Origin of the sequence: Kribbella sp. NPDC050124 (assembly GCF_044460355.1) — a bacterium.
Lineage (GTDB): Bacteria > Actinomycetota > Actinomycetes > Propionibacteriales > Kribbellaceae > Kribbella.
Window position 1 is genome coordinate 231040 of record NZ_JBITJU010000011.1, and the last position, 22633, is coordinate 253672.

General features: G+C 69.3%; 20 protein-coding genes. 6 read left to right on the forward strand and 14 right to left on the reverse strand.

Features of this window, described 5'->3' with window-relative positions; all coding sequences use genetic code 11:
- Window positions 1-28: 28 nt before the first annotated feature.
- The 6 genes from lnt to ACIBL3_RS25590 all read right to left on the reverse strand — a co-directional run bounded on the left by lnt (window position 29) and on the right by ACIBL3_RS25590 (window position 7494).
- Complete coding sequence (gene lnt, locus ACIBL3_RS25565) at window positions 29-1594, reverse strand: apolipoprotein N-acyltransferase (RefSeq protein ID WP_396356072.1); 1566 nt, start codon at window positions 1592-1594, stop codon at window positions 29-31.
- Window positions 1595-2153: 559 nt separating this feature from the next.
- Window positions 2154-2543 carry a hotdog domain-containing protein gene (locus tag ACIBL3_RS25570; RefSeq protein ID WP_396356073.1) on the reverse strand — a complete coding sequence of 130 codons (390 nt, stop codon included), beginning with the start codon at window positions 2541-2543 and terminating at the stop codon, window positions 2154-2156.
- On the reverse strand, window positions 2544-3302 hold the full coding sequence (locus ACIBL3_RS25575) for an OAM dimerization domain-containing protein (RefSeq protein WP_396356074.1): 759 nt from the start codon (window positions 3300-3302) through the stop codon (window positions 2544-2546).
- The gene (locus ACIBL3_RS25580) at window positions 3299-4864 is read right to left on the reverse strand and encodes a lysine 5,6-aminomutase subunit alpha (protein WP_396356075.1); all 1566 of its coding nucleotides are present in this window, start codon (window positions 4862-4864) and stop codon (window positions 3299-3301) included. Before ACIBL3_RS25580 ends, ACIBL3_RS25575 begins: the two co-directional genes overlap by 4 nt.
- Window positions 4858-6447, reverse strand: a complete 1590-nt coding sequence (locus ACIBL3_RS25585) for an amidohydrolase (protein ID WP_396356076.1) — start codon at window positions 6445-6447, stop codon at window positions 4858-4860. Before ACIBL3_RS25585 ends, ACIBL3_RS25580 begins: the two co-directional genes overlap by 7 nt.
- Before the next feature lie 3 nt (window positions 6448-6450).
- Window positions 6451-7494 (reverse strand): L-erythro-3,5-diaminohexanoate dehydrogenase, encoded by a 1044-nt coding sequence (locus tag ACIBL3_RS25590; protein WP_396356077.1) that lies wholly within the window; start codon window positions 7492-7494, stop codon window positions 6451-6453.
- 143 nt (window positions 7495-7637) lie between these two features.
- Between ACIBL3_RS25590 and ACIBL3_RS25595 the strand changes: the two genes are divergently transcribed.
- The 3 genes from ACIBL3_RS25595 to ACIBL3_RS25605 all read left to right on the forward strand — a co-directional run bounded on the left by ACIBL3_RS25595 (window position 7638) and on the right by ACIBL3_RS25605 (window position 11669).
- Complete coding sequence (locus ACIBL3_RS25595; protein ID WP_396356078.1) at window positions 7638-9116, forward strand: KamA family radical SAM protein; 1479 nt, start codon at window positions 7638-7640, stop codon at window positions 9114-9116.
- Between the two features lie 176 nt (window positions 9117-9292).
- On the forward strand, window positions 9293-11056 hold the full coding sequence (locus ACIBL3_RS25600; protein ID WP_396356079.1) for a hypothetical protein: 1764 nt from the start codon (window positions 9293-9295) through the stop codon (window positions 11054-11056).
- A 58-nt stretch (window positions 11057-11114) separates the two neighbouring features.
- On the forward strand, window positions 11115-11669 hold the full coding sequence (locus ACIBL3_RS25605) for an MOSC domain-containing protein (protein WP_396356080.1): 555 nt from the start codon (window positions 11115-11117) through the stop codon (window positions 11667-11669).
- On the opposite strand, the gene ACIBL3_RS25610 is transcribed toward ACIBL3_RS25605, so the two are convergent.
- The 4 genes from ACIBL3_RS25610 to ACIBL3_RS25625 are packed head-to-tail and all read right to left on the reverse strand — an operon-like array spanning window position 11655 to window position 14944.
- Window positions 11655-12560: a S41 family peptidase gene (locus tag ACIBL3_RS25610; protein ID WP_396356081.1), complete on the reverse strand. Its 906-nt coding sequence runs from the start codon at window positions 12558-12560 to the stop codon at window positions 11655-11657. The genes ACIBL3_RS25605 and ACIBL3_RS25610 overlap by 15 nt on opposite strands.
- Window positions 12561-12614: 54 nt before the next feature.
- A complete protein-coding gene (locus ACIBL3_RS25615) occupies window positions 12615-13283 on the reverse strand; it encodes an HAD family hydrolase (protein ID WP_396356082.1) in 669 nt (222 codons plus the stop codon).
- Complete coding sequence (locus tag ACIBL3_RS25620) at window positions 13280-13720, reverse strand: Lrp/AsnC family transcriptional regulator (RefSeq protein WP_396356083.1); 441 nt, start codon at window positions 13718-13720, stop codon at window positions 13280-13282. Before ACIBL3_RS25620 ends, ACIBL3_RS25615 begins: the two co-directional genes overlap by 4 nt.
- A gap of 48 nt (window positions 13721-13768) precedes the next feature.
- Window positions 13769-14944, reverse strand: a complete 1176-nt coding sequence (locus tag ACIBL3_RS25625) for an endonuclease/exonuclease/phosphatase family protein (protein ID WP_396356084.1) — start codon at window positions 14942-14944, stop codon at window positions 13769-13771.
- 129 nt (window positions 14945-15073) lie between these two features.
- Here ACIBL3_RS25625 and ACIBL3_RS25630 point away from each other — a divergent pair, with 129 nt between their 5' ends.
- Both ACIBL3_RS25630 and ACIBL3_RS25635 read left to right on the forward strand, forming a co-directional pair.
- Entirely contained in the window at window positions 15074-15994 is a 921-nt protein-coding gene (locus ACIBL3_RS25630) for a 5'-3' exonuclease H3TH domain-containing protein (protein WP_396356108.1), read from the forward strand.
- Window positions 15991-17184 carry a M20 family metallopeptidase gene (locus tag ACIBL3_RS25635; RefSeq protein ID WP_396356085.1) on the forward strand — a complete coding sequence of 398 codons (1194 nt, stop codon included), beginning with the start codon at window positions 15991-15993 and terminating at the stop codon, window positions 17182-17184. The genes ACIBL3_RS25630 and ACIBL3_RS25635 overlap by 4 nt, the downstream gene beginning before the upstream one ends.
- Here the strand turns inward: ACIBL3_RS25635 and ACIBL3_RS25640 are convergent.
- From ACIBL3_RS25640 to ACIBL3_RS25655, 4 genes are all read right to left on the reverse strand, one after another.
- A complete protein-coding gene (locus ACIBL3_RS25640; protein ID WP_396356086.1) occupies window positions 17181-18320 on the reverse strand; it encodes an MFS transporter in 1140 nt (379 codons plus the stop codon). The genes ACIBL3_RS25635 and ACIBL3_RS25640 overlap by 4 nt on opposite strands.
- Window positions 18320-18901 (reverse strand): TetR/AcrR family transcriptional regulator, encoded by a 582-nt coding sequence (locus tag ACIBL3_RS25645; RefSeq protein WP_396356087.1) that lies wholly within the window; start codon window positions 18899-18901, stop codon window positions 18320-18322. The genes ACIBL3_RS25640 and ACIBL3_RS25645 overlap by 1 nt, the downstream gene beginning before the upstream one ends.
- 186 nt (window positions 18902-19087) lie before the next feature.
- Window positions 19088-19738 (reverse strand): response regulator, encoded by a 651-nt coding sequence (locus tag ACIBL3_RS25650; protein ID WP_396356088.1) that lies wholly within the window; start codon window positions 19736-19738, stop codon window positions 19088-19090.
- Window positions 19731-21782, reverse strand: a complete 2052-nt coding sequence (locus ACIBL3_RS25655) for a sensor histidine kinase (protein WP_396356089.1) — start codon at window positions 21780-21782, stop codon at window positions 19731-19733. The genes ACIBL3_RS25650 and ACIBL3_RS25655 overlap by 8 nt, the downstream gene beginning before the upstream one ends.
- Before the next feature lie 151 nt (window positions 21783-21933).
- Here ACIBL3_RS25655 and ACIBL3_RS25660 point away from each other — a divergent pair, with 151 nt between their 5' ends.
- Window positions 21934-22566 carry a hypothetical protein gene (locus tag ACIBL3_RS25660; protein WP_396356090.1) on the forward strand — a complete coding sequence of 211 codons (633 nt, stop codon included), beginning with the start codon at window positions 21934-21936 and terminating at the stop codon, window positions 22564-22566.
- Window positions 22567-22633: the final 67 nt, after the last annotated feature.

Genomic DNA, 22633 nt, shown 5'->3' on the forward strand with positions numbered 1-22633 from the left:
TCGCCGGGGTTTCCAAGCCGGCCTGACGTCAGGCCGGGACCTTTTCGCGGCTGCGCGTGGGCGCCGGCGGGGCGTCCGGGCCGTGGTCCGCCCGGCGGCGGCGAGCCACCAGCGCGAGGACCACACCCAGGATCCCCAGGCCGGTCAGGATCCACTGCGGCCAGCCGCCGAGTGTGGTGGCCAGCGTATGGGTATCGCGCACCGGAACCGAGGCGACATACACGTCCGGCACGAACTGTGACGACTTGTGCTCGACAGTGCCGTCGGGCTGGATCACGCCGGAGATCCCGCTGGTCGACGCGATCAGCACGGTCCGGCCGGTCTCGATCGCCCGCATCCGGGTGATCGCGAACTGCTGCTCGGGCTGACCGGTGTCGCCGTACGTCGCGTTGTTGGTCTGGACGACCAGGACCTGGGCGCCGCCCTTCATCACGTCGGAGACCACGTCGTCGTACGCGACCTCGAAGCAGATCACGTCGCCGTAGGTGACCCCGTTGATCGGCAGCACGCCGGGCACCTTGCCGGGCGCGGTCTGCCGGCCGACCATCTCCAGCCGCTTGATGTACGGCAGCAGCTGCTCACGGAACGGGATGTACTCCCCGAACGGAACCGGGTGGCGCTTCGCGTAGATCTGGCCCGCTCCCTTGACCGGGTCCCAGACCACGCCGGTGGTCTGCCGCTCGTTCGGGCCGGGACCTTCGAGTACGGCGCCGACCAGGATCGGCACGTCGACGGCCTTGACCGCTTCCTCGATGTCGGCCTTGGTCTCGGCGTCCTTGAACGGGTCGATGTCGGTCGAGTTCTCCGGCCAGATGACGATGTCCGGCTTCTCCTCGCTGCCCTCCTGGACCCGCTTCTGCAGGTCGAGGGTCGCGTTCAGGTGGTTGCGGGTGACGGTCCGGGCGCGGCCGAGGAACTCCAGGCCCTTGCCGGGCACGTTGCCCTGCACCATCGCCGCTTTCACGACCTTGCCGTTGCCCTCGGTCGACAGGTTGATCAGCGCGCTGCCGCCGACGATCGCGACCCCGGCGACCAGAGCGACGGCCCGGAGCTTGATGGTGCTCTTCGGCTTCAGTACGGCGTACACGAGGACGCCGAGGACCGCGATCGCGAAACTCAGACCGGGGATGCCGACCAGCGACGCCAACTTGCCCAGCGGTGAGTCGGCGAACGCCCAGGCCAGCCGCCCCCACGGGAACCCGCCGAACGGGATCGACGCGGTGGCGTACTCGGTCGCGACCCACAGGCACGGGATCCAGACCGGCCACCACTTCAGCTTCAGCACCTGGGTCGCGAAGGCTCCGAAGACCGCGTAGAAGAGGCCCTCGAGGATCGCCAGCGCGATCGCCGCGTCGCCGCCGATGACACTGAGCCACGGCACCAGGACGAGGTAATAGGTGATCCCGAACCCGGCGCCAATCAGGAAACCGGCCTTCGCCGAGGCGCCGTTCAGCGCGGCCAGGAACAGCGGTACGGCGACGATCGTCAGCCAGGGGTAGTCGTGCGGTTCGAAGGCGAAGCCGAGCAGTGCGCCCGCCAGCACGGCCACGGCGACCCGCGGAAGGACGCGTCCCAGAGCCTTCAACCGGTCCACGCGGTACCCCTTGTCCTCACTGTCCCCGGCGGACGCCGGTCGCACGACCGTACAACGTCCCGGATATGCAAATGTATCCGGTCAGTAGCCACCAAGCGTCGATCGCGGAAAGTGAGCACTAATCAGCACAGTGCGAGGAAGTGAAAACGCCTCAGAAAAGAGGAAAGAGACTCGGCGCGCCTTCGGACCAACCGTCGATGCGCTGGCTGCGCACCGGCCGGCTGTTGTCTACTGGCCGCCGAGCCTCTTCCACCTCTGCCCCGCGGGGGGCTAACCACCGGCGATCTCAGCCCCCGTCGACTCAGGCCTGGCACTGGCCTGGTCAGCGTCGCGGGATCATCCGGTGGCCGAACTTCGTGTGACCGTTGATAAAACGGGATATGACGACTCCCAAAACGATGCTCGCTGGCGGCGATGGTGTCAACCTCTCCAGCGGCTCCTTGAGGCCGTTGTAACACATTCGCCTGCCCTGTACGGAGAAAACGAGAACTCCTCGGCGGGGTCACGTTACAGAGCCATCTCGGCACTCCACGTGACCGTTACCGTCGGCAACCAATCGTCACGCAACCGGTACGACGACGGTCCCTTTTGCGCGCGTGATCACAAGCGGCTCGGCCAGCACCTCGGCCGCCGACTCCGACACGTCCGGACGGCCCCGGCAGACCACCGACGCACTGAAGTCGAGCTCCCGGCTGCGATTGCCGACCCGGCTGATCGTCGCCGTCACCTCGACCACGTCACCGGCCCGCAGCGGCTGCAGGAACTGCACGTCGGAGTACGACGCGAACAGCCCCTCGTCCCCGTCGGCCTGGATGCACACCTCGGTCGCGACGTCACCGAACAGACCGAGCACGTAGGCGCCGTCGACCAGGTTGCCGGCATAGTGCGCGTGGCTGTACGGCACGTACCGCCGATGCGTGACACTCAACCCGATAGTTGCCTTTGACACCTATGCGCTCCTCTTGCCGGTCGTTTGCTTGCGTCGGGTCACGAGTGCGTCGACCAGGTAGCTGGCCACCTCGCCAGGGGTGGTGCCACGGCCGAACACCCGGTCCACGCCGAGCTCGCCGGCCATCTGCTCGGTGAAACGGGGGCCGCCGGCAACCAATACCGGCCGGGCGTCCTCGGGGTAGGCCTCCCGGAACGCGGCCGACATCTCCTTGGTGTTCAGCACGTGCGCCTCCCGCTGGGTGACCACCTGCGACACCAGGATCGCGTCCGCCTTCTCCGCCCGGGCCCGCCGTACCAGCTCTGGTACGGCGACCTGCGCGCCGAGGTTCACCACCTTCAGCTCGCGGTAGTACTCCAGGCCCTTCTCCCCCGCGAAGCCCTTGATGTTCATGATCGCGTCGATGCCGACCGTGTGCGCGTCGGTGCCGATACACGCGCCGACGATGGTCAGCCGGCGGCGCAGCGTCTTGCGGATCGCGAGGTTGACCTCCTTCGGCGACAGCAGCGGGTAGTCGCGCTCGATCACCTCGACCTTGCTGGTGTCGACCAGGTGGTTCACCGGCCCGTACACCACGAAGAACGTGAAGTCCGGGCCCATCGCCTTGGCGTGCACGACCAGCGCCGGGTCCATGCCCATCTTGTTGGCCAGCTGGACGGCGGCGCCCTCGGCCCGCTTGTCGTGCGGGATCGGCAGCGTGAACGACAGCTGCACCATTCCGTCACCGGTGGTATCGCCGTACGGCCGAATGATGCTCACTGGGCCTCCTCCAACAGCTCGATCGCCGGGTTGTAGTACTCCGACGACTTGCGCGCGACCCCGTCCAGGCCGCGGCCCGCGTCGGAAGGGCGCTTCATCAAACCGAAGGTGCCGTCGCCGATGGCGTTCAGCAGGCCGTCGTCGACGATCTCCTCCAGCAACTCGACCGACTCGGCGAGCACCTGGCGGGCGCGGGACGCGATGAAGCCGTTCGGCTCCGGCCGGAAGTCCTCGTGAAGGTTGCCGGCGGCCCCCAAGACGTAGCGGACGTTCTGCAGGGCGAGGTCGCGGTCGGAGATCCACGGCGTCACCACGGCCTCGGTCATCATCCCGACCAGCAGGATGCCCTGGCCGGTCATCGCCCCGACCAGGTTGAAGAACCCGTCCAGCAGGTAGCCGCGGAACACGTCGCCGGTCATGTGCCGGGTCGGCGGCATCCACTTCAGCGGCGCCTCGGGGAACAGCTGCCGGGCCAGCATCGCGTGCGCGAGCTCGAGCCGGAACGAGTCCGGCAGGTCCGGGTTGATCTCGAAGGCGTGCCCGAGGCCGAGCTGCCAGTTCTCGAGTCCGGCCTCCTTGGCGAAGTACTCGTTCAGCAGCTGCGACACGGTGACCGTGTGCGCGGCCTCTACCGCGTCCGCGGTGGTCAGGTAGTTGTCCTCGCCGGTGTTGATGATGATCCCGGCGCGGGCGTGGATCTGCCGGCTGAAGCGCTGGTCGACGAAGGTGCGGATCGGGTTGATGTCGCGGAACAGGATCCCGTACATCGAGTCGTTCAGCATCATGTCCAGCCGCTCGAGCCCGGCCAGCGTGGCGATCTCGGGCATGCACAGCCCGGACGCGTAGTTGGTCAGCCGGACGTAGCGGCCCAGCTCGCGAGAGGACTCGTCGAGCGCGGCCCGCATCAGCCGGAAGTTCTCCTGCGTCGCGTAGGTCCCGGCGAATCCTTCCCGGGTCGCGCCCTCCGGCACGTAGTCGAGCAGCGACTGCCCGGTCGACCGGATGACCGCGATGATGTCGGCGCCTTCGCGCGCGGCCGCCTGCGCCTGCGGGATGTCCTCGTAGATGTCGCCAGTGGCAACGATCAGGTAGATCCACGGCCGCTGCTCCGGATCCCCGTGCCGCTTGATCAGCCGGTCGCGCTCCCGCCGCCGCGCGTCGATCCGCTTCAACCCGGCGGCCGCCACTTTCCGCGCCGCGGACCGCGCCCGTACGGCGTCCCGTCCCTCAGGCAACCGGAACGTCACAGAGCCCGAGGCAGCCTTCTGCGCCAGGACACTCAGGTCCTCGGCCTCACCACGGACCAGCGCGTCCCACACCGGCAGCGCGAGACCGTGCTCGAGACCGACGTCGGCGCGCACCGTGTCCGCAAGCCGATTGACCCACGGAATGCCTTCGGAGTCCGCGCCGGTGAGCCCGGCCAGCCGCAGGACCGCCCGCTCGACAGACACCGTGGTGTGCTGCCGCGCCAGGTTGACGATCGGCCGCCCGGCTTTGCGCGCCAGGCTGCGCGCCTTCCGGACGGTGACCGGGTCCAGGTCGAGCTTCTTCACTGTCACCACTTCTGGGACCATCCCTCGGCTTCGTAGACGACACGGCCACCGACGACCGTCCGCAGGCAGGTAGGTATTCCGGCAGTCAGGTCCGGGAGAACCGGCACGCCCGCCCGCGGATCCGTCGACCAGGCCGCGACCCGCGAGTCGGGTGTCTGGACGACCAGCTCCGCATCGCTCTCCCAGATCGCGTACGTCGCCGCCGTGCTGGGCGCGAGTACGCCGGCATCGTCGATCCCCGCCGCCCGCCAGCCGCCACGTGTGTGCGCCTGGAACGCGGCCCGCACGGTGATCCGCTCCCCCTGCTCATGGTGGAACGCAGCTGCCCGCACCGCCTCCCAGCCACCGAGCTCGGTCACCGGCGCGTCGGAGCCGAACGCAAGTACGACGCCTGCACGGGCCAGCGACCCGAACGGGTTCATGCCCTGCCACCGGTCCCCCACGCGCTCGGCGTACATGTCGTCCGGGCCGCCCCAGAGGGCGTCGAACATCGGCTGCACGCTGGCCACGACACCACAGCGCGCGAGTGTCGCGATCACGTCCTCGCTGGGCATCTCGACATGCTCGAGCCGGTGCCGCGCGGCGACGAGTGCCTGCACGCCTACCTTCTCCGCGGCGAGCTCGAAGCCGCGTGCGATGTTGTCGAGCGCCTGGTCGCCGATGCAGTGGAAGCCGGCCTGCACGTTTCGCTCGGTCGCTGCGATGACGTGCTCGGCGATCTCCTCGGCCGTCAGGTAGGCGTGGCCGCGGTGGTCGGCGCGATCAGCGTACGTCTCGCGGAGTGCCGCCGTACGGGATCCGAGGGCACCGTCCGCGTTGAGGTCACCGGCGAGACCGGCCAAGCCGTAGGTCTCAACGTGCTCGAAGGCGCCCGGCTGACCCCAGTACAGGGTCGCCGACAGGCCGAGCTCGTCGGCGACCTCGCGAATGATCGGCAGCTCCCACAACGGCCCGATGTGCGGCGCCGCCATCTCGTGGAACGCCCCGATGCCGCGCGACGCCATCGCCTGCAGGGCCGCCTTCACGTCGGCACGCCGCTGGTCGGGACCGATCAGCTCGCTCAACAGGTCGCGTACGGCATGATGCGCGTCCCGCTCCACCCGGCCGCTCGCGTCGTACCCGACACCAATTGCCGCAGGCACCAAGGCCGACGAGATCACCCCGGAGTGACCGTCGACTCGGGACAGATAGACGCGGCGACCGCCGGCCGCGCGGTCCAGCTCCTCCGCGGTCGGCGGGCGACGCTCGGGCCACTTGGTCTCGTCCCAGCCGGCGCCGTCGATCACCGCGTCGGCCGGAAGGTTCGCCGCGAACGCCGAGAGCTTGTCGAGCGCCTCGGCGAGGGACGCCGTACCAACGAGGTCGAGGCCAGTCAGCACTGCGCCGGTCTGGGCGGCGTGGACGTGGGCGTCGACGAAGGCCGGCGTGACCAGCTTGCCGTCGAGGTCGATCACCTCGTCCGCGCCGTCGGCGTACGACGACGCGCCGGTGTCGTCACCGAGCCAGGTGACCACACCGTCGTCGAACGCGATCGCGGTCGCGTGCGGGTCGGCGGGAGAGTAGACGGAACCGTTCGTCAGAAGTGTGCGCACGGCTCAATCCTCCGCCAGCCTGCTTTCGAACAGTTCGCGGACACCCGGCTCAGTGCGCAACAGCTCCATCGCGTAGTCCGCATGCCCGGGCACATACCCGTTGCCGACCAGCATGGTCACGTCCGCGGCGAGGCCCTCCGCACCGAGCGCAGCGGCGGAGAACGACGTCGCCATCGAGAAGAAGATCACAGTGCCGCCGGCCGCAGTCGCGAGTACGGCGCCGTGCTCGCACCCAGGCACGTCGACGCACACCACGGTGATGTCCGCCGGTCCCCCAGCCTGCTCGACCGCTTCGGCGAGAGCCACCGGGTCCCGCGCGTCGGCAAGCGCGACCACGTCGGCCAGCCCTGATGCGTTGAGCTTCTCGGCCTCGTGATCGACCGGCACGATGCCGATCGTCCGGGCAGCACCCGCGTGCCGTGCCGCAGCCAGCGACAGCGAGCCACTTTTACCTGCGCCGCCAATTACTGACACGACAGGCTTTGTGCCTTTGTCGACATACTGGCGGACCACGCGGGCGGTCAGCGCCGGCGCGCCACACACGTCCATGACGGCCAGCGACAGCTCCGGCTTCAGGTCGTCCGGGAGCTTCGCGACGATCGAGCGGGAGAAGAGAATCGCGTGCCCCTGGGCCGGCACCTGCTCGCTCTTGCCGTCCCAGTTCTCCAGTCCGTCGGTGATCTGCAGCGGCGTCAGCGTGAGTGAGACCAAGGTCGCAACGCGGTCGCCGGGCGCGACGCCGAGCGGCGACTCCGGGCCGACCTCGTCGACCACGCCGACGAGCATGCCGCCGGATCCGGTGACCGGGTTCTGCATCTTGCCGCGAGCCTCGACGATGCCGAGCACCGCCTGGCGGACCGCCGTACCGTCGCCGCCGTGCGCCTCCGCGAGCTGGCGGTAGGACGCGGCGTCCAGGTTCAGCCGCTCGACCGCGATGCGGACCTCGTCCGGCCAGATCTCGGGACGCGCGTCGAGTTTCTCCGCTGCCTGCGGCAACACGCCGGACGGGGTGATCACACGGTGCAGTCCTACCGGGCTAGACGACACGGGGCCTCCTTCACGAGTCAGGCAAAATACTACTCAGATCGCCGTCTGACGAGAATTCTTCCGGCGTACAGTTGGATCTGAGGGAAGTTCTATCGCTATCCTCACCCTAGACCGCACGCCCCTGAAGCCCTCCGGAGGCCTTCGTGACCGACCTGATCAGCCCCGATCTCGCCGCACCGCAGCCGGATGACCTCGCCGGCCAGCCGTACGCGTACCGGCGAGCCGAGCTGGTGGAGCCGGACTGGACCCGCATCCCCGGGTGGAAGGACGTGACGGCCGAGGAGTGGCGCTCGGTCCAGTGGCAGCGCGCGCACTGCGTGAAGAACGTCAAGCAGCTGCGCGACGTGATGGGTGACCTGCTCGAGGAGCGGCTCTACGAGGACCTCACCCGGGACCAGGCGGAGCGGGCGACGATGTCGATGCTGCTGCCGCCGCAGATGCTGAACACCATCGTCCCAAACTCGGACGACTACGCAGGGACTTTTACTGAGGCGTTCTACGCCGACCCGGTCCGCCGCTACATGCTTCCGGTGTTCAGTGACCGTCGTACCGACTGGCCGTCGCACCCGCACGCGACTCGGGACTCGCTGCACGAGCACGAGATGTGGGCCACGGAGGGGTTGACCCACCGCTACCCGACGAAGGTGCTGGCGGAGGTCCTGCCGACCTGCCCGCAGTACTGCGGCCACTGCACCCGGATGGACCTGGTCGGCAACTCGACGCCGGTCATCGACAAGCTGAAGTTCGTCGCCAAACCGCAGGCACGGCTCGACGCGATGCTCGACTACCTGCGCCGTAATCCGGGAGTCCGCGACGTCGTCGTGTCGGGTGGTGACGTTGCCAACATGCCGTGGCCGCGGCTGGAGGCGTTCCTCAGCAGCCTGCTGGAGATCGAGAACATCCGCGACATCCGGCTGGCCACCAAGGCGCTGATGGGCATGCCGCAGCACTGGCTGTCCGACGACGTCCGAGCCGGCGTCGAGCGGGTCAGCCGGACCGCTCGCGAGCGCGGCGTGATGATGGCGATCCACACGCATGTGAACGCAGCGCAGTCGGTCACGCCATTGGTGGCCGAGGCAACGAAGGCGATGTTCGAGGCCGGCATCCGGGACGTGCGCAACCAGGGTGTGCTGATGCGCGGCGTGAACGACTCGGTGCCGCAGCTGCTCGACCTGTGCTTCGCGCTCCTCGACGGCGCGACGATCACGCCGTACTACTTCTACATGTGCGACATGATCCCGTTCTCCGAGCACTGGCGGGTCTCGGTGCGCGACGCGCAGCGCCTGCAGCACGGCATGCTCGGCTACCTGCCCGGCTTCGCCACCCCGCGCATCGTCTGCGACGTCCCGTACGTCGGCAAGCGCTGGGTGCACCAGCTGTCCGAGTACGACGAGGTGCGCGGCATCTCGTACTGGAAGAAGAACTACCGCACCGGCATCGAGCACCAGGACCCCGAAGCGCTGAACCGCACCTACGAGTACTACGACCCGATCGACACCCTCCCCGCCGCCGGCCAGGAGTGGTGGAAGCAACACGCCGGCACCTCGCTGGCCGAGGCCGAAGAACGAGCCGCCGCCTCCCGCCAGGCCGCCGAGTCCCAGAAACTCCTGCAGATCACCTAACCGATCCCGTCTTCGGTGCCACCAATGCAGGGGGTGGCACCGGAGGCGTTCCGCTGGGCGCGGCAACTTCCGGCAACCCGAGACCCGGACCGCTCCAGTGCCCTGCGCAACCGCTAGCATCGCGGCTGGTCAACCGTCCGGCCGGCCTGGGGCTTGCCGCGATCTCGGGAGTTCGTGTGCGGGTCGTCCGCTCTGTTCTTGGTGTCTTGCTCGCCCTGCTCGGCCTGATCATCGGTGCCGCCGGAGCTGTTGCCGCCTTCTGGCTGGTCGGTCCGGACGACACGATCTACTCCGGTGAACAGCACCTCACCAGCAAGGGCCTGGCCATCGCCTCCGCTCCCTCGCTGCTGGACCGGCACGGTCCAACGCTGCACGTCAACGCACGGTCGACCGACGGCAAACCGGTGTTCGTCGGCGTGGCTCGCGACTTCGACGCCGCCAGCTACCTCAAGGGCCTCGCCCACACCGAACTGGTGGAGGTCGAGTATCCGATCTCCATCTCCACCCGGGACGTCAAAGGCACCGCCGGCCCGCTCGCGGCACCCGACACTCTCGACTGGTGGGTCGCGAAGACCTCTGGCGGCGGCACACAGGAGCTGACCTGGCCGATCGCCGACGGGCCGTACTCCGTGGTGATCATGAGCGCCGACGGGAAAACCGCACCCGACGTCCAAGCCGACCTGGGCATCGAGATCCCGGACGCGTTCCTGACCGCCCTGGTCGTGTTCGCGGCCGGGCTGGTGCTGCTTGCCCTGGGCATCTTCCTGATCCTGTTCCGCGGCCGCCGTACCCCCACCCCGGACCCGGTCACCGCCGCATCGGGCGGCCACGGCCCGCCGCAGCACGGACCGCACTCGCCCGGTCCTTGGTCCCCCGGTCCGCACCAACCCGGCCCGCAATACCCCGGCCCGCAGTACCCCGGTCCGCAGCAGCCTCCGCCTCAGCAGTCGCCGGCCGGTCCCCTCCGCCGGGGTGTGGCGCTGACGGCGGCGTTCGCACTGGTCAGTGGTTGCGCGGCGATCCCCGAGCCGAACACCGTCCGGACGCTGACCCGCCCGGCGGTCACCGACGAGACCGCGACTGCCGTCATCGAGCACTACAACGAGGTCAACAACGCCGCCAGCAGCAAGCGTGACGACAAGCTGATCGCCACCGTCGAAGCCGGCAACCTGCTCCGCCAGAGCCAGGCCCACTTCAGGATCAGCCGTGCCCTCGACAAGGCCGGCAAGAAACTGACCAAGCCGTACACCTACGCCGAGCCGGTGATCGGTGCGCCGTCCTTCGGCAGCTACCCGATGCGGTTCGTCTCCTCGGCCGAGATGTCCGGCACCTCGGAGTACAGGCACCTGGGTGTCTGGGAACGCGAGACCGCCGGCAGCCCCTGGCTGCTCACGTTCTCCGCGGGCCCGAAGAAAGCCGTCAGGCTACCCGACCTCGCCGGCGTCCGGCCGGCAACGAAGGCCGACGACGCCAAACTCGTGGCCGCTCCAGAAGCAGCCGCGCAGGCCCTCGCCGAGTACCTGACCGTCGGCGCCAAGTCCTCCCGCGCCGCGTCGTTCGCATCCTCCACGGAAATCACCGAATACCTCGCAGGCATCGCGCGGGACAAGGCCGAGGCGCTCGAAGAGCCGCAGTACTTCCGTACCGCCACCGTCACCACGACCGTCAGCGAACCGCCGGAGTCCTTCGTGACCAAGTCCGGCACCGCCCTGGTCTTCGTCTATCTCACCAGGGACTACCTCGCGACGGCTCAGCCGAACTCCTGGCTCAGGTGGGTGAGCGGGCCTGTCGTCGCCTACAGCCCGAGCACGGTGCGGCACGACAACGCCTTGACCAAGAAATCCCTGGTCGATGCCGCGCTGCTGATCCCGCCGAAGGGCGGCGGCAAGATCCGGCTCGTCTCCCTCGAGTCCCAGCTGATCGACGCCGGCGGCTACTGACGGTCCACCCCGTGGGAATCGGCTGGTGCCGGTTTCCACCGGGCCGCAGAATGTCTGCATGGGTCGTTCGGTGGTTGCCGTCAGCGCGGATTCCCAGCATCGGTTCAGCAAGCCGAACCTCGGCTCGATCCGGGTGATCGCGGGGTTCGGGATCGAGGGTGACTCGCACGCCGGGGGGACGATCCAGCACCTGGGGCCGATGCGCCGCGACCCGACGCAGCCGAACCTGCGGCAGGTGCACCTGATCCACTCCGAGCTGCACGACGAGCTCCGGGAGCTCGGGTACGACGTGAAGCCGGGCGAACTGGGTGAGAACATCACCACCCGGGGCATCGACCTCGTCGGACTCCCCCAGGGCACCCGGCTACGCATCGGCCCCGAGGCAGTCCTCGAAGTCACCGGCCTGCGCAGCCCGTGTCAGCAGATCAACACCTTCACCCCCGGCCTGCTCAAAGAGCTCATCCACACCGACCCCGACGGCACCGTCGTACGCAAGACCGGCATCATGTCCGTCGTCGTGACCGACGGGGTCGTCCACCCCGACGACCCGATCGTGGTGGACCTGCCCGCCGGTCCGCACCGTGCCGCTCGACGTGGTCTAGCCGAGTCGTGATCTAGCCGAGTCGTCCAGGGCAGCTTTGAGGGCCGTGTCGAGCGCGTGGTCGGCCGGGACGGGGACGTCGGGGATCACTCCGACGCCTTCCCAGTTGGTGCCGGTGACGCTGTTGATGGTCCGGGCGGTCGGCACGGTCACGAGGATGTGTTCGGTCACCGCGTGGCGGGCCGTCGGATGCGCACCGCCACGTGTCGTCTCACCGACGACGACGGCTCGGCCGTGCGCCTGAAGGGTGTACGCCACGTCCTCGCCCCCGGAGAACGTGATCTCGCTGGTGAGTACGTAGACCGGGCGGTCCGCGTAGCGCGGCGCAGGAAGGTGTGCGGTCGTCCAGTACTGGCGGGTGGTGCCGGTGGACCGCTCGTAGATGTCGTTGAGGTGCACCTGGTCGTCGCGGAAGAAGTAGCTGCACCACATCGCTGCCCCTTCCGGTGCACCGCCGCGGCATGCGCGCAGGTCCATGATGAGTGCACTGCTGTGGGCGACCAGCTGCATGGCCGCGCCGATCGCGCCGGCGCCCTCGTCGGCGAACGCGATGCGCCTGACGTCGATGAGCCCGACGTTCCCGTCCAACTGCTCGACCCGGCGGATCCCCTGGTTCTCTGCCTTGAGGAGCGCAAGGAACGCGGCTCGCCCTTCATCTGCGTCCGCCGGATCCAGTGACTGCGGCTCGTCCACCCAGAGCAGCCGCAGATGCTTGTCCGGGCACACCTCCTGAAGGTGTGTGGTCACCAGCTCGCAGAGAACCTGTCCGTCCAGGTTGTCGTACTCCCCAGCTGCGAGACGGCGCCGGATCGCGGCGTCGATGTCCGCGGTCAGCTCAGGAAAGACATACCCGGCCGCGATTCTGTCCAGAGCCTGGCCGACGATCCGTTCGTTTGTGAGCACGGCGAGCCACGCTAGACCGCGAACAGCCGCACAGCCACCGAATTTCCAGCGCGGTCAGGCAGGTACGCCGATCAGGCTGGGCAACTCGGTGAAGGACCTGACCGTGGGGCCGGTCCAGGTGGGGTCGCTGTCGGAGTGTTCGGTGGTGCGGATGGCGTGCATGCCGAGGGCGGCGGCGGCTGGGAGTTCGTTGTCGTTGCCGTCGCCGATGTAGATGCAGTCGCTCGGCGGGACGTCGAGGGCGTTGCAGGCGGCCAGGTAGATCTTGGCTTCCGGCTTGGCGGCGCCGACTTCGGCGGAGAACGCGGTGGTCTCGAAGTACGGCGGGAGCGGGCTGTGGGCCCACTGGAGCTGGGTCTCCGAGGTGATGTTGCTGACCAGACCGAGGCGCCAGCCCGCCGAACGCAAATCCTCCAGCGCGGCCAAGGTGCCGGCCGGGGCGGCGTTGAGCAGGCGGCGGGACAGGTCGCGACGGAGAGCCGTTGCGTCGAGCACCTGTTTGTCCGACGGGTCCACCCCCGTGCGGCGCGCGATCACGCGAAGCGTGCTGGGCAGATCGCCGTACGCGCCGACAAAGCGCTCGTACGCCGTCGCCGCGAACTCGCGCCGGAACGCGTCGAGGTCGACGCCGAGGGTCTCGGACATCTGCTCGTGGACCGCGTCGCGCTCGGCGTCGCCGGCGGGAACGAGCGTGCTGAACAGATCGACCAGGAGTGCTTTCACAGGGCCGGGGGACGACGCTCGTACGGAGTGCTGAGGACGATTGTGGTCGTGGTGGAGACGTTGGCGCGGGCGCGGATGACGGCCAGCAGGTTCTCCAGGGCCGCCGGGGAGGCGACTCGCACGACCAGGATGTAGCTGGAGTCGCCGGCCACCGAGTAGCAGGACTCGATCTCGCGGACCTCGCGGAGCCGTTCGGGCGAGTCGTCCGGCTGGGACGGGTCGATCGGCCGGATCGAGATCAGCGCGGTGAGCGGCAGGTCGAGGGCGGTGTGGTCGACCTTTGCCGCGTAGCCCTGGATGATGCCGCGCTGCTCCAGCCGCTTGACCCGCTGGTGCACGGCCGACGTGGACAGGCCGGTCGCCTTGCCCAGGTCGGTGAAACTCATCCTGCCGTCGGTCGCCAGCAAGCCCACGATCTTGCGGTCCAGTTCCTCCACTCCCAAGACATTACTTGAGCGAGACCCCGGATCGCTTGCCTTCTCACGTCAGCGGTCGAGCGTCAGCACCACCCCGGCGTGGTCGGACGGCCACAGACCGGTGACCGGATCCTGGTCTCCGGTCTCGTCCCCGGTCACCTCGCCGGCGATCACCCGGACCTGCTCACCGGGCGCCGGTCGCGCGAAGATCATGTCGATCCGATGGTCGAACGACGGTGGCGGCGGCTCGTCGACGGTCTCGTTCAGCCCGGACGTCCAGCCCTGGTTCGCCGGCCGCCAGGTCAGCCACAGATCGGCGAACCCACCCGGCCCGACGATGAAGTTGTACGGCCCGTTGTGCGGCGTACCGAGTGGATCGGTCGGCTTCACCGTGCTGTTCAGCGGATCGGAGTTGCAGTCACAGGCAATGATCGTGGTCCGGCCGCGGTCACCCGCTGGACCCGCGAGCAGCTCCATGGCCTGGGCCAGCGCGAGATCCGAGCTGAACGCCTCCAAGTGGGTGTTCACGAAGCGGAACGGCCGGCCGGACCCGTGCGCCACGTCGACCCAGTTGTACCCACGGATGAACGTCGCCGGCAGACCTGCCACTGTGAGCACGAGCTTCGCGTTGTACTGCCCGCCGCCGGAGTCCAGGACCCGCAGGTTGCTGCTGGCCCGAAGCAGCACCACATCCCGGACCGTGAGCCGCACGTCCCGCCCCTGGGTCGCCGTGCCGGTGAAGGGATTGCCGACGAACGACGGGGCCTCGACGTCGGACTCCTGCTGTACGGCGACCGCCTTGTACGGCACACCGGCTTGTCGGAGGTCCTGCAGCAGGATGGAGAGGAAGTCGTAGTCCACGGTGGTCGCGTTCAGCGCGCCCGGCGTGCCGGCACCCGGCAGCTCCAGCGGACCGTGCCGCCAGAGCGCGACCTCTTGCAGGCCGATCAGGTCCGGCTTCGCCTCGGCGATCTCCGCCGCGAGCAGCTCGCTGCGGCGCGGGAAGTTCGTCCGATCCACGATGGCACGGGTGACGTGGTTCGCGTTGCCGAGCGCGACGAACGCAGCGGCGCCGGTCAGCCCGGCGGTCGCCCGGATCGGCCGCTGGATGTCCGCGCCGAGATAGATGTTGCGGGTCATCACGGCGACCGGCTTGTCCGCGACAGCCTCTGCCGGCCCAGCCTGCAGGGCGACGGCCAGCAACCCCAGGACCGTCGCCACCCGCCACCACCACGATCGACTCATCTGGATCCCCTCCTCCGACTGACACAGATCTTTGGCGTACGACGCGCCGTTGGCAAGAACTCGGTGCCGTCGCGACCTGTCGGTGCGGCATGAAAGCATCCCCCCATGGCTGAGACGGCGCAGCGCTTGATGCTGCTGGACACCGCGTCACTGTACTTCCGCGCGTTCTTCGGCGTGCCGGACACGATGAAGGCCGCCGACGGGACGCCGACCAACGCGGTCCGCGGCCTGCTCGACTTCATCGCCCGGCTGACCGAGAACCACCGGCCGACCCACCTGGTCGCCTGCTGGGACGACAACTGGCGACCGTCCTGGCGGGTCGCGCTGATCCCGTCGTACAAGGCGCAGCGGGTCGAGTTCGTCACCCCGAAGGGTGAGCAGGTCGAGGACGTGCCGGACCGCCTCGAGGTCCAGGTGCCCTACATCCGGGCCTGCCTGGAGGCGCTCGGGATCGCGGTCGTCGGCGCCGCGGACCATGAGGCGGACGACGTGATCGGCACGTTGTGCCACCAGGCGACGATGCCGGTGGACGTCGTCACCGGCGACCGGGATCTGTTCCAGCTCATCGACGACAGCCGCGGCATCCGCGTCGTCTACACCGCGGCGCGCGGCGTCGGGCGGGCCGACGTGTACGACGAGAAAGCGCTGCTCGCCAAGTACGAGATCCCCGCCAACCGGTACGCCGATTTCGCCACGCTGCGCGGGGACGCCTCGGACGGGCTGCCCGGCGTGAAGGGCGTCGGCGAGAAGACGGCCGCCTCCCTCGTCACCGCGTACGGCGACCTGGACGGTATCCGCGCGGCGGCGGCTGACCCGAGCACGCCGATGTCGCCGTCGGTGAAGCGGAAGATCCTGGACGCGAGCGACTACCTCGACGTCGCCACGAAGGTCGTCGCGGTGGCCAAGGACGCTCCGGTCGGGACGTTCGACGCGACCATCCCGCACGAGGTGAAGGACCCCGAACGCTGGCTCGACCTGGTCGAGCTCCTCGAGCTCGGCAGCAGCGCGCAACGGGTGATGTCCGCACTCAACCTCGGCCCGAAGGCATGAGCACGCGCGAGCTCGCCGAGCAGTTCCGCGGCGAGATCGTCGATCTGCGCCGCGCGCTGCATCAGGTTCCCGAGTACGACCTAGACCTGCCGAAGACGCAGCAGTTGGTCCTGCACGCACTCGAAGGCCTGCCGCTCGAGATCACGCTGGGCAAGGAGCTGTCGTCGGTGACGGCGGTGCTGCGCGGCGGCCGCGGACCAGGCCCGGTCGTGCTGCTGCGTGGCGACATGGACGCGCTCCCGGTCACCGAGCGGACCGCCGTTCCGTACATCTCCCAGCACCCCGGGATGATGCATGCCTGCGGCCACGATCTGCACGTCGCCGGCCTGGTCGGCGCGGCGAAGATCCTGTCCGCGCTGAAGGACGAGCTCCCCGGCGACGTGGTGTTCATGTTCCAGCCCGGTGAGGAGACCAGCGGCGGCGCGCCGATCATGATCCGCGAAGGCGTGCTCGACGCGGCCGGCCGGCGCGCGGATGCGGCGTACGGGCTGCATGTCGGGTCGGCCAACCTGCCATTGGGGATGTGGAGCAGCAGACCCGGTCCGTTCATGGCCGCGGCCGACCAGCTGCACGTGCGTGTCGTCGGAGCAGGCACGCACGGGGCGACGCCGTACCGCGGCAAGGATCCGATTCCGGTGCTCTGCGAGATCGTCGGCGCCTTGCAGGCCATGGTGACGCGGCAGTTCGACGTGTTCGACCCGGTCGTCCTCACCGTCGGGCGGATCGCGGGCGGGACGAAGGAGAACATCATCGCGGACGACGCGTTCTTCGACGCGACCGTCCGGACCTTCTCCGAGGCGGCCCGGACGACGATCCAGCAGGCGGCGACCCGGCTGGTCGAGGGGATGGCGGCGGCGCACGGGCTGACGGCCGAGGTGAACTACCAACTCGGCTACCCGGTGACGGTCAACGACGCGGCGGAGTACGAGTTCGCCCGTGCCACGATCGTCGACCTCTTCGGCGCCGACCGGTTCCGCGAACGCCCCAACCCGAGGTGCGGCGCCGAGGACATGTCGTACGTCCTGCAGGAGGTCCCGGGCGTCTACCTCAACATCAGCGCCTGCCGATCCGCCGACCCGGACGCCGCGGCCGACAACCACTCCCCCTTGGCCGACTTCGACGACTCGATCCTCCCGGACGCGTCCGCCCTGCTGGCCGAGCTCGCGGTACGGCGCCTCGCCCGGAGCTAACCCGCCTTCCGACGAGACCAGGCCAGCGCGGACAGGCCGATACCCAACACCGTGGTCGCAGCCGCGGTCAGGTACACGGCGGACAGCCCTGGCCCGGCGATCACGCGACCGCCGAGCCAACCGGCGAAGGCGGCCGCGACCTGGTACGCCGATGCGTTGACCGCGATCGCCAACGTCGGCGCCGCCACCGCGGTGGCCAGGACCCGCGACTGCATGCCCGGGATCACGGAGAAGCCGACCGCTCCCGCGGCGAAGACCAGGACAGCTGTCATCGTCGTGCCGGAAGTGACCCACAGCCCGAGGAAGATCGCGACGAGCACCGCCAACGCGCCGAGTTGTGAGGGCAGCAGAGCGCGGTCGGCCAGCCAGCCGCCGGCCAGGTTGCCGACGGTGGCGCCGACGCCGTACAGCAGGAGCATGGGAGCGATCGCTCCGGCGCCGAACGAGCTGACCTCGGTCAGGAGCGGTGCGAGGTAGGTGAACACCATCAGCAGGCCGATGTTCGCGACCGCGGTGATCGCGATCGCGAGGATCAGGTCCCGGTCGCGGAGGACCGCGAACTCGCTCAACGCCCGGGTCCGCACCCCGGTCTGACCGGCGGGCACCAGCCACCTGACCAGCACCAGGCCGGCCGTGCAGCAGGCCGTGATCGCACCAAAGGTGGCTCGCCAGCCGAAGGCGTCGCCGATCCAGGTGCCGAGCGGCGCGCCGAGAATCATCGCCAGGTTCATGCCGAAGGCAAGCTTCGCGACCGTGGTACCTTGCTTGTCCGGCGGTGCGGCCGAGACGGCGATCACGATGGCGTTGGCGAAGAAGGTCGAGGTGACCAGCGCGGTCACGACCCGTGCCGCGAACAGAACGCCGTACCCGGGCGCGAGTGCCGAGAGCAGGTTGCCGGCGACCGCGACGGCCAGCAGCGCGAGCACCAACGGCTTGCGCGGCCGGCCCGCGGTGAGGGCCGTCAGCAACGGTCCGCCGACGATCATGCCGAGCGCGTATGCCGTCACGAGCAAGCCGGCGGCCGGGACCGACACCTCCAGGTCGTCGGCGACCGCGGGCAGGATGCCGGCCAGGACGAACTCGCCGGTGGTGACGCCGAAGACGCAGACCAGCAGCGCCGGAAGCGGACCGCGCATCAGAGCGCAGCGATGGTGCCGTCGACCACGTCGAGCAGCGCCTGGCGGTCGTCGGTGACCTTGGCCAGCACGCGCAGGCCGTAGTACGCGCTCTGGAACATCCGCGCGATCTGCGTCGGCGACCGGCCCGCCGACAACTCACCGGACTCCTGCCCGATCGTGATCAGGACGACGAGTGCTTCCTCGAGGTCCTTGAACTGCTGATGCACCAGCCCGGCGACGTCGCCGGTCCGGCCGCTGGCCTCGGTTGCGGCGTTGAGCGCGAGGCAGCCGCGCCGACCGGGATCGTTCAGGTCGAGCTCGACCATGCTGAGCATCAGGCTCCGCAGCCGGGCGCGGACCGAGCCGTCGGTTGGCGCCAGCTCGTCCAGCTGCTGCGCGGCGCGAGTGGCGGCGTACCGCTTGATCGCGGCTTCGTAGATCGCATGCTTGCTCGCGTACGCGTTGTAGAGACTCCCCCGCTGCAACCCCGTGCGCTCACACAGGTCCTGCGTACTGGTCGCCTCGTACCCCTGCTCCCAGAACACCTCCATCGCCGCGTCGAGGACGGCGCTGTCGCTGAACTTCCGCGGTCTGGCCATGCCCCGACGCTAACCCATTCTTGACTGTCCAGTCAAAAACCCTCACGGGGTGGCGGCAAGGAACGATGTGACAGCCGCAGCGAACTCGGCCTGCCGGCGTCCTGAGAGGGAAAGCGGGGGTGCAGTGTGACATCGCCAGGCCGGCTTGTGACGCAGCTCGCACCTAAGGTTGTCGTCAGCAACCTTTCAGCGGCCCAGCCCGGCGTCGAGGGCCCGGATGATGGCCTCGGCCCGGTCGGCGACGTGCAGCTTGGCGAAGATGTTCGACACGTTGTTGCGGACCGTCTTCGGAGACAGGTACAGCTCGGACGCGATCTGGGCGTTCGAGCAGCCGGCCGCGACCAGCTCGAGGATCTCGTGCTCCCGGCTGGTGAGCTGCGGGAACGGGCTCCCCGGCGCCGCGGCCGGAGCCGCGCTGAAGAACTCGGCGACCCGGCGGGCGATGGCCGGTCCGAAGATCGCCTCGCCCTGAGCGACGGCGGTGATCGCGCGGACGATCTCGGCCTGGTTCGCGCCCTTCAGCAGATACCCGCGAGCCCCGGCGCGCATCGCGGCGAACAGGGTCTGGTCCTCCTCGGCCATCGTGAGTACGACGATGCCGATGTGCGGGCTGTCCGCGGTGATCGCCCGGGTTGCCTCGATCCCGTCCAGCCGTGGCATCTGCACGTCCATCACGACCACATCCGGCTGCAACTCCCGTGCGCGGTCCACGGCCTCCACCCCGTCAGCCGCCGTACCGACGACCTCGACGCCATCCAGCGAGCCGAGCAGTGCAGCCAGTCCGTCCCGGTAAACGGGATGGTCATCGGCCAGCAGCACCCGGACCGACTCAGCCATGGACAACCTCCGGTACGGCGTCGAGCGGCAACGTCACCCGGACCACGGTGCCACCACTCGCCGGGCACGTGACACTGCAGACTCCCCCGAGCTCGGCGGCCCGCTCCCGCACCGACAGCATCCCCACGCCTGCGGTCACCTCCTCACCGATCCCGACTCCGTCATCGCTCACCGACAACTCCAACGCCGTCCCGTCGACCCGCAGCGTGATGTCACACCGGCTGGCTTCCGCGTGCCGGGCGACGTTCGTCAACGCCTCGGACGCGATCCGGTACGCCGCCACCTCCACGCCGGCCGGCAACGGACCGAGCGTCTCGGCATCGACCGACACTGCCAAACCACCCAACCGGAAACGCTCAGCCTGTTGCTCGATCGCCCGCACCAGCCCGAGCTCGTCCAGCGACGGCGGTCGCAGGTCGTAGACCAGTCGCCGTACGTCGGCCAACGCCGCAGCCACCTCGGTCGTCGCCTGGTCGAGCATCCGATCAGCCTCCGCCGGCGCGGACTTCGCGAGGTTCCGGGCAGTCTCGATCCGCAGCGCGACCGCGCCGAGGCTCGGGCCCAGGCTGTCGTGCAGATCGCGACGCAGCCGGCGGCGCTCCTCCTCGCGCGCGGCGACCAGCCGACTCCGGCCCTGCTGCAGCTCGGTGCTCAACTCGCTGGCCCGCGCCGCGGCCGCCGCCTGCCTGACCAGATCGCCCAGCAGTCGTTGGTCCCGCTCGGACAGCGCCGTACCGTCGCCGGGACAGAACACCAGTCGCCCGACGGGCTCGCCGCGATAACCGACGGGCAGCGCGTGGGTCGGTCCGGAGGCTCGACCGTGCTCGACGATCGCGAGCCGACCGCCGGATCGCTCGATCTCCACCCGGACGTACGGGAGCCGGAACGCTTCGGCCAGCGTGCGGGCGACGGCCTGGAGCTGCTCGTCGGGATCGGCGGCCGACTCGAGCCGCTCGGCCAGGGTGGACATCGTGGCGTACGGGTCCTCGCGTGAGCCCCGAACGAGACGCCGTACCCACTTCCAGAGGCGGCTGCGCAGCGGTGCGTAGAGCACGGCAACGACCGCGATCGCGACCAGCGCCGCGTCCCGCTCGCCGAGCACCCCGCCCGCGATCGCGAACACGGCCAGGTCGACGCCGACCACGAGGACCGCGAGGACGCCGTACAGGAAGGTCGCCGAGAGCAACCGATCGACGTCGTACAGGCGGTGCTTGGTGACCGCGACGACGATCGCCGCCGAGGTCAGCGCGATTGCCAGGCCGAACATGATCGCCGAGACGGCGGGCGGGTTCTCGAACGGGACGATCAGCACGATCATGTCGATCAGCGCGGCCCACATCAGCCAGCGGATCTGCGCCCGCCGCTCCCGCTCCGCCGCGCGATAGCGGTGCACGGTCACCGCGAACGGTACGACGAGACTCACGAGCACGGCCGTGTAGGCGACGCGCAGCAGCGGCTCCCAGACGCCGTACGGCAGGTCGATGCTGAACGGATCCAGCGACAACTGGGTGATCTCAGGCGGCAGCGCGGCGTTGTGGTACCGCTGCAGCGTCTCCATCGGCGCCACCAGAAGCAGCAGCGGGAGCAGCATGGTCAGCGCGAGGCTGACGATCGACAGCCACCGCCAGAGCCGCGCGGTCGGCAGCCTCCCGTCCGGGAAGAGCAGGATGAGCAGCGGCAAGCCGAGCAGCAGGAACGCCCCGAAGCGAGAGTAGAACCAGTACGCCGCCGACGCGCCGGGCAGCCCGGGCGACGTGTAGATCGCGTACGTCGCCCAGCTCGAGGCGAACCCGTCGACGATCCACAACAGACCGGAGCCGGTCAGGATCCAGGCGATCGGATGCCTAGGGAGGCGCTGCAGGAGCAGCAGGCCCGGGATGAGCTGCGCGAGTCCGGACAGGGCGGCGGTCCAGCCCGCGTCCAGCTCCGCCGCGGGCGGCGGGTCCACGTTCCGGAGGTCGAGCGCCACTGTGGCAACGACCAGCAGGAGCGCGGCTGCCCCGAGTACAGCCGTCCCCCATACCCTCCGCGTGTCCTCCCCCACGGCTGCATTGTCACCCAGAGTGTGTCCCGCCGTCGCGGGTCAGCTGTCCCTTCCTGACTCGGGACACAGCCGGGGACGCCAGGCCCTGCCTCCCGGGTCGGCCGGCCCCGAAGACTCGGTGCCAAGACAAACCTCAGGGGGAGGAACTGCAATGACTACCACGCCTGCTAGGGCTCGCACCGACGTAGCACCGACGCTGCGCATGGCTGCCCCTCCGGCGGAACGCACGATCCGGCGACTCGGTCTGGGACTGACCGCGGGGACACTGACCTGGGCCGCGAGCATCTTCGCGTTCACCACGGTGAACGACGGGGTGCCCGGGCGGATCGGGGACCTGACCGGGCTCGCGTTCCAGCTCGGCGTATTCTGCCTGCTCGCGATCCAGTTCAGGACTCGGGCGACCGGGCTGTCCCGCGGGTCCGTCGTACTGCTGAAGGTCGAGGCGGTGATCCTCGGGATCGCCAGTGTCTGGTCGCTGCTCCACGGGGTGCTGCCGGCGCCGCACCAGGACGCGGCCTGGCTGGTCCCGCTGGACATCTGCTGGCCGCTCTCGATGCTCGGGATGGCGGTGATCGCCGTGAAGATCGCGTTCGCCGGTCGCTGGCGCGGCGTCCTGCGGTGGTGGCCGCTGGTCGCCGAGAGCTGGGCCGTCGTGACCGTCCCGTCGATGATCGTCTTCGGCGACCAGGCCTCCCGCTGGGTCGGCGGAACCCACCTACTGATCGGCTACGCAACCCTGGGTGTCCTGCTCGCCCTGAAACCCCACCTCGTCGTACCGAAGTGAACACTGAGGGTGCCACCCGTGGCGGGTGGCACCCCTCCAGCTGTCAGCTTCCGCAGCCACCTGCTCG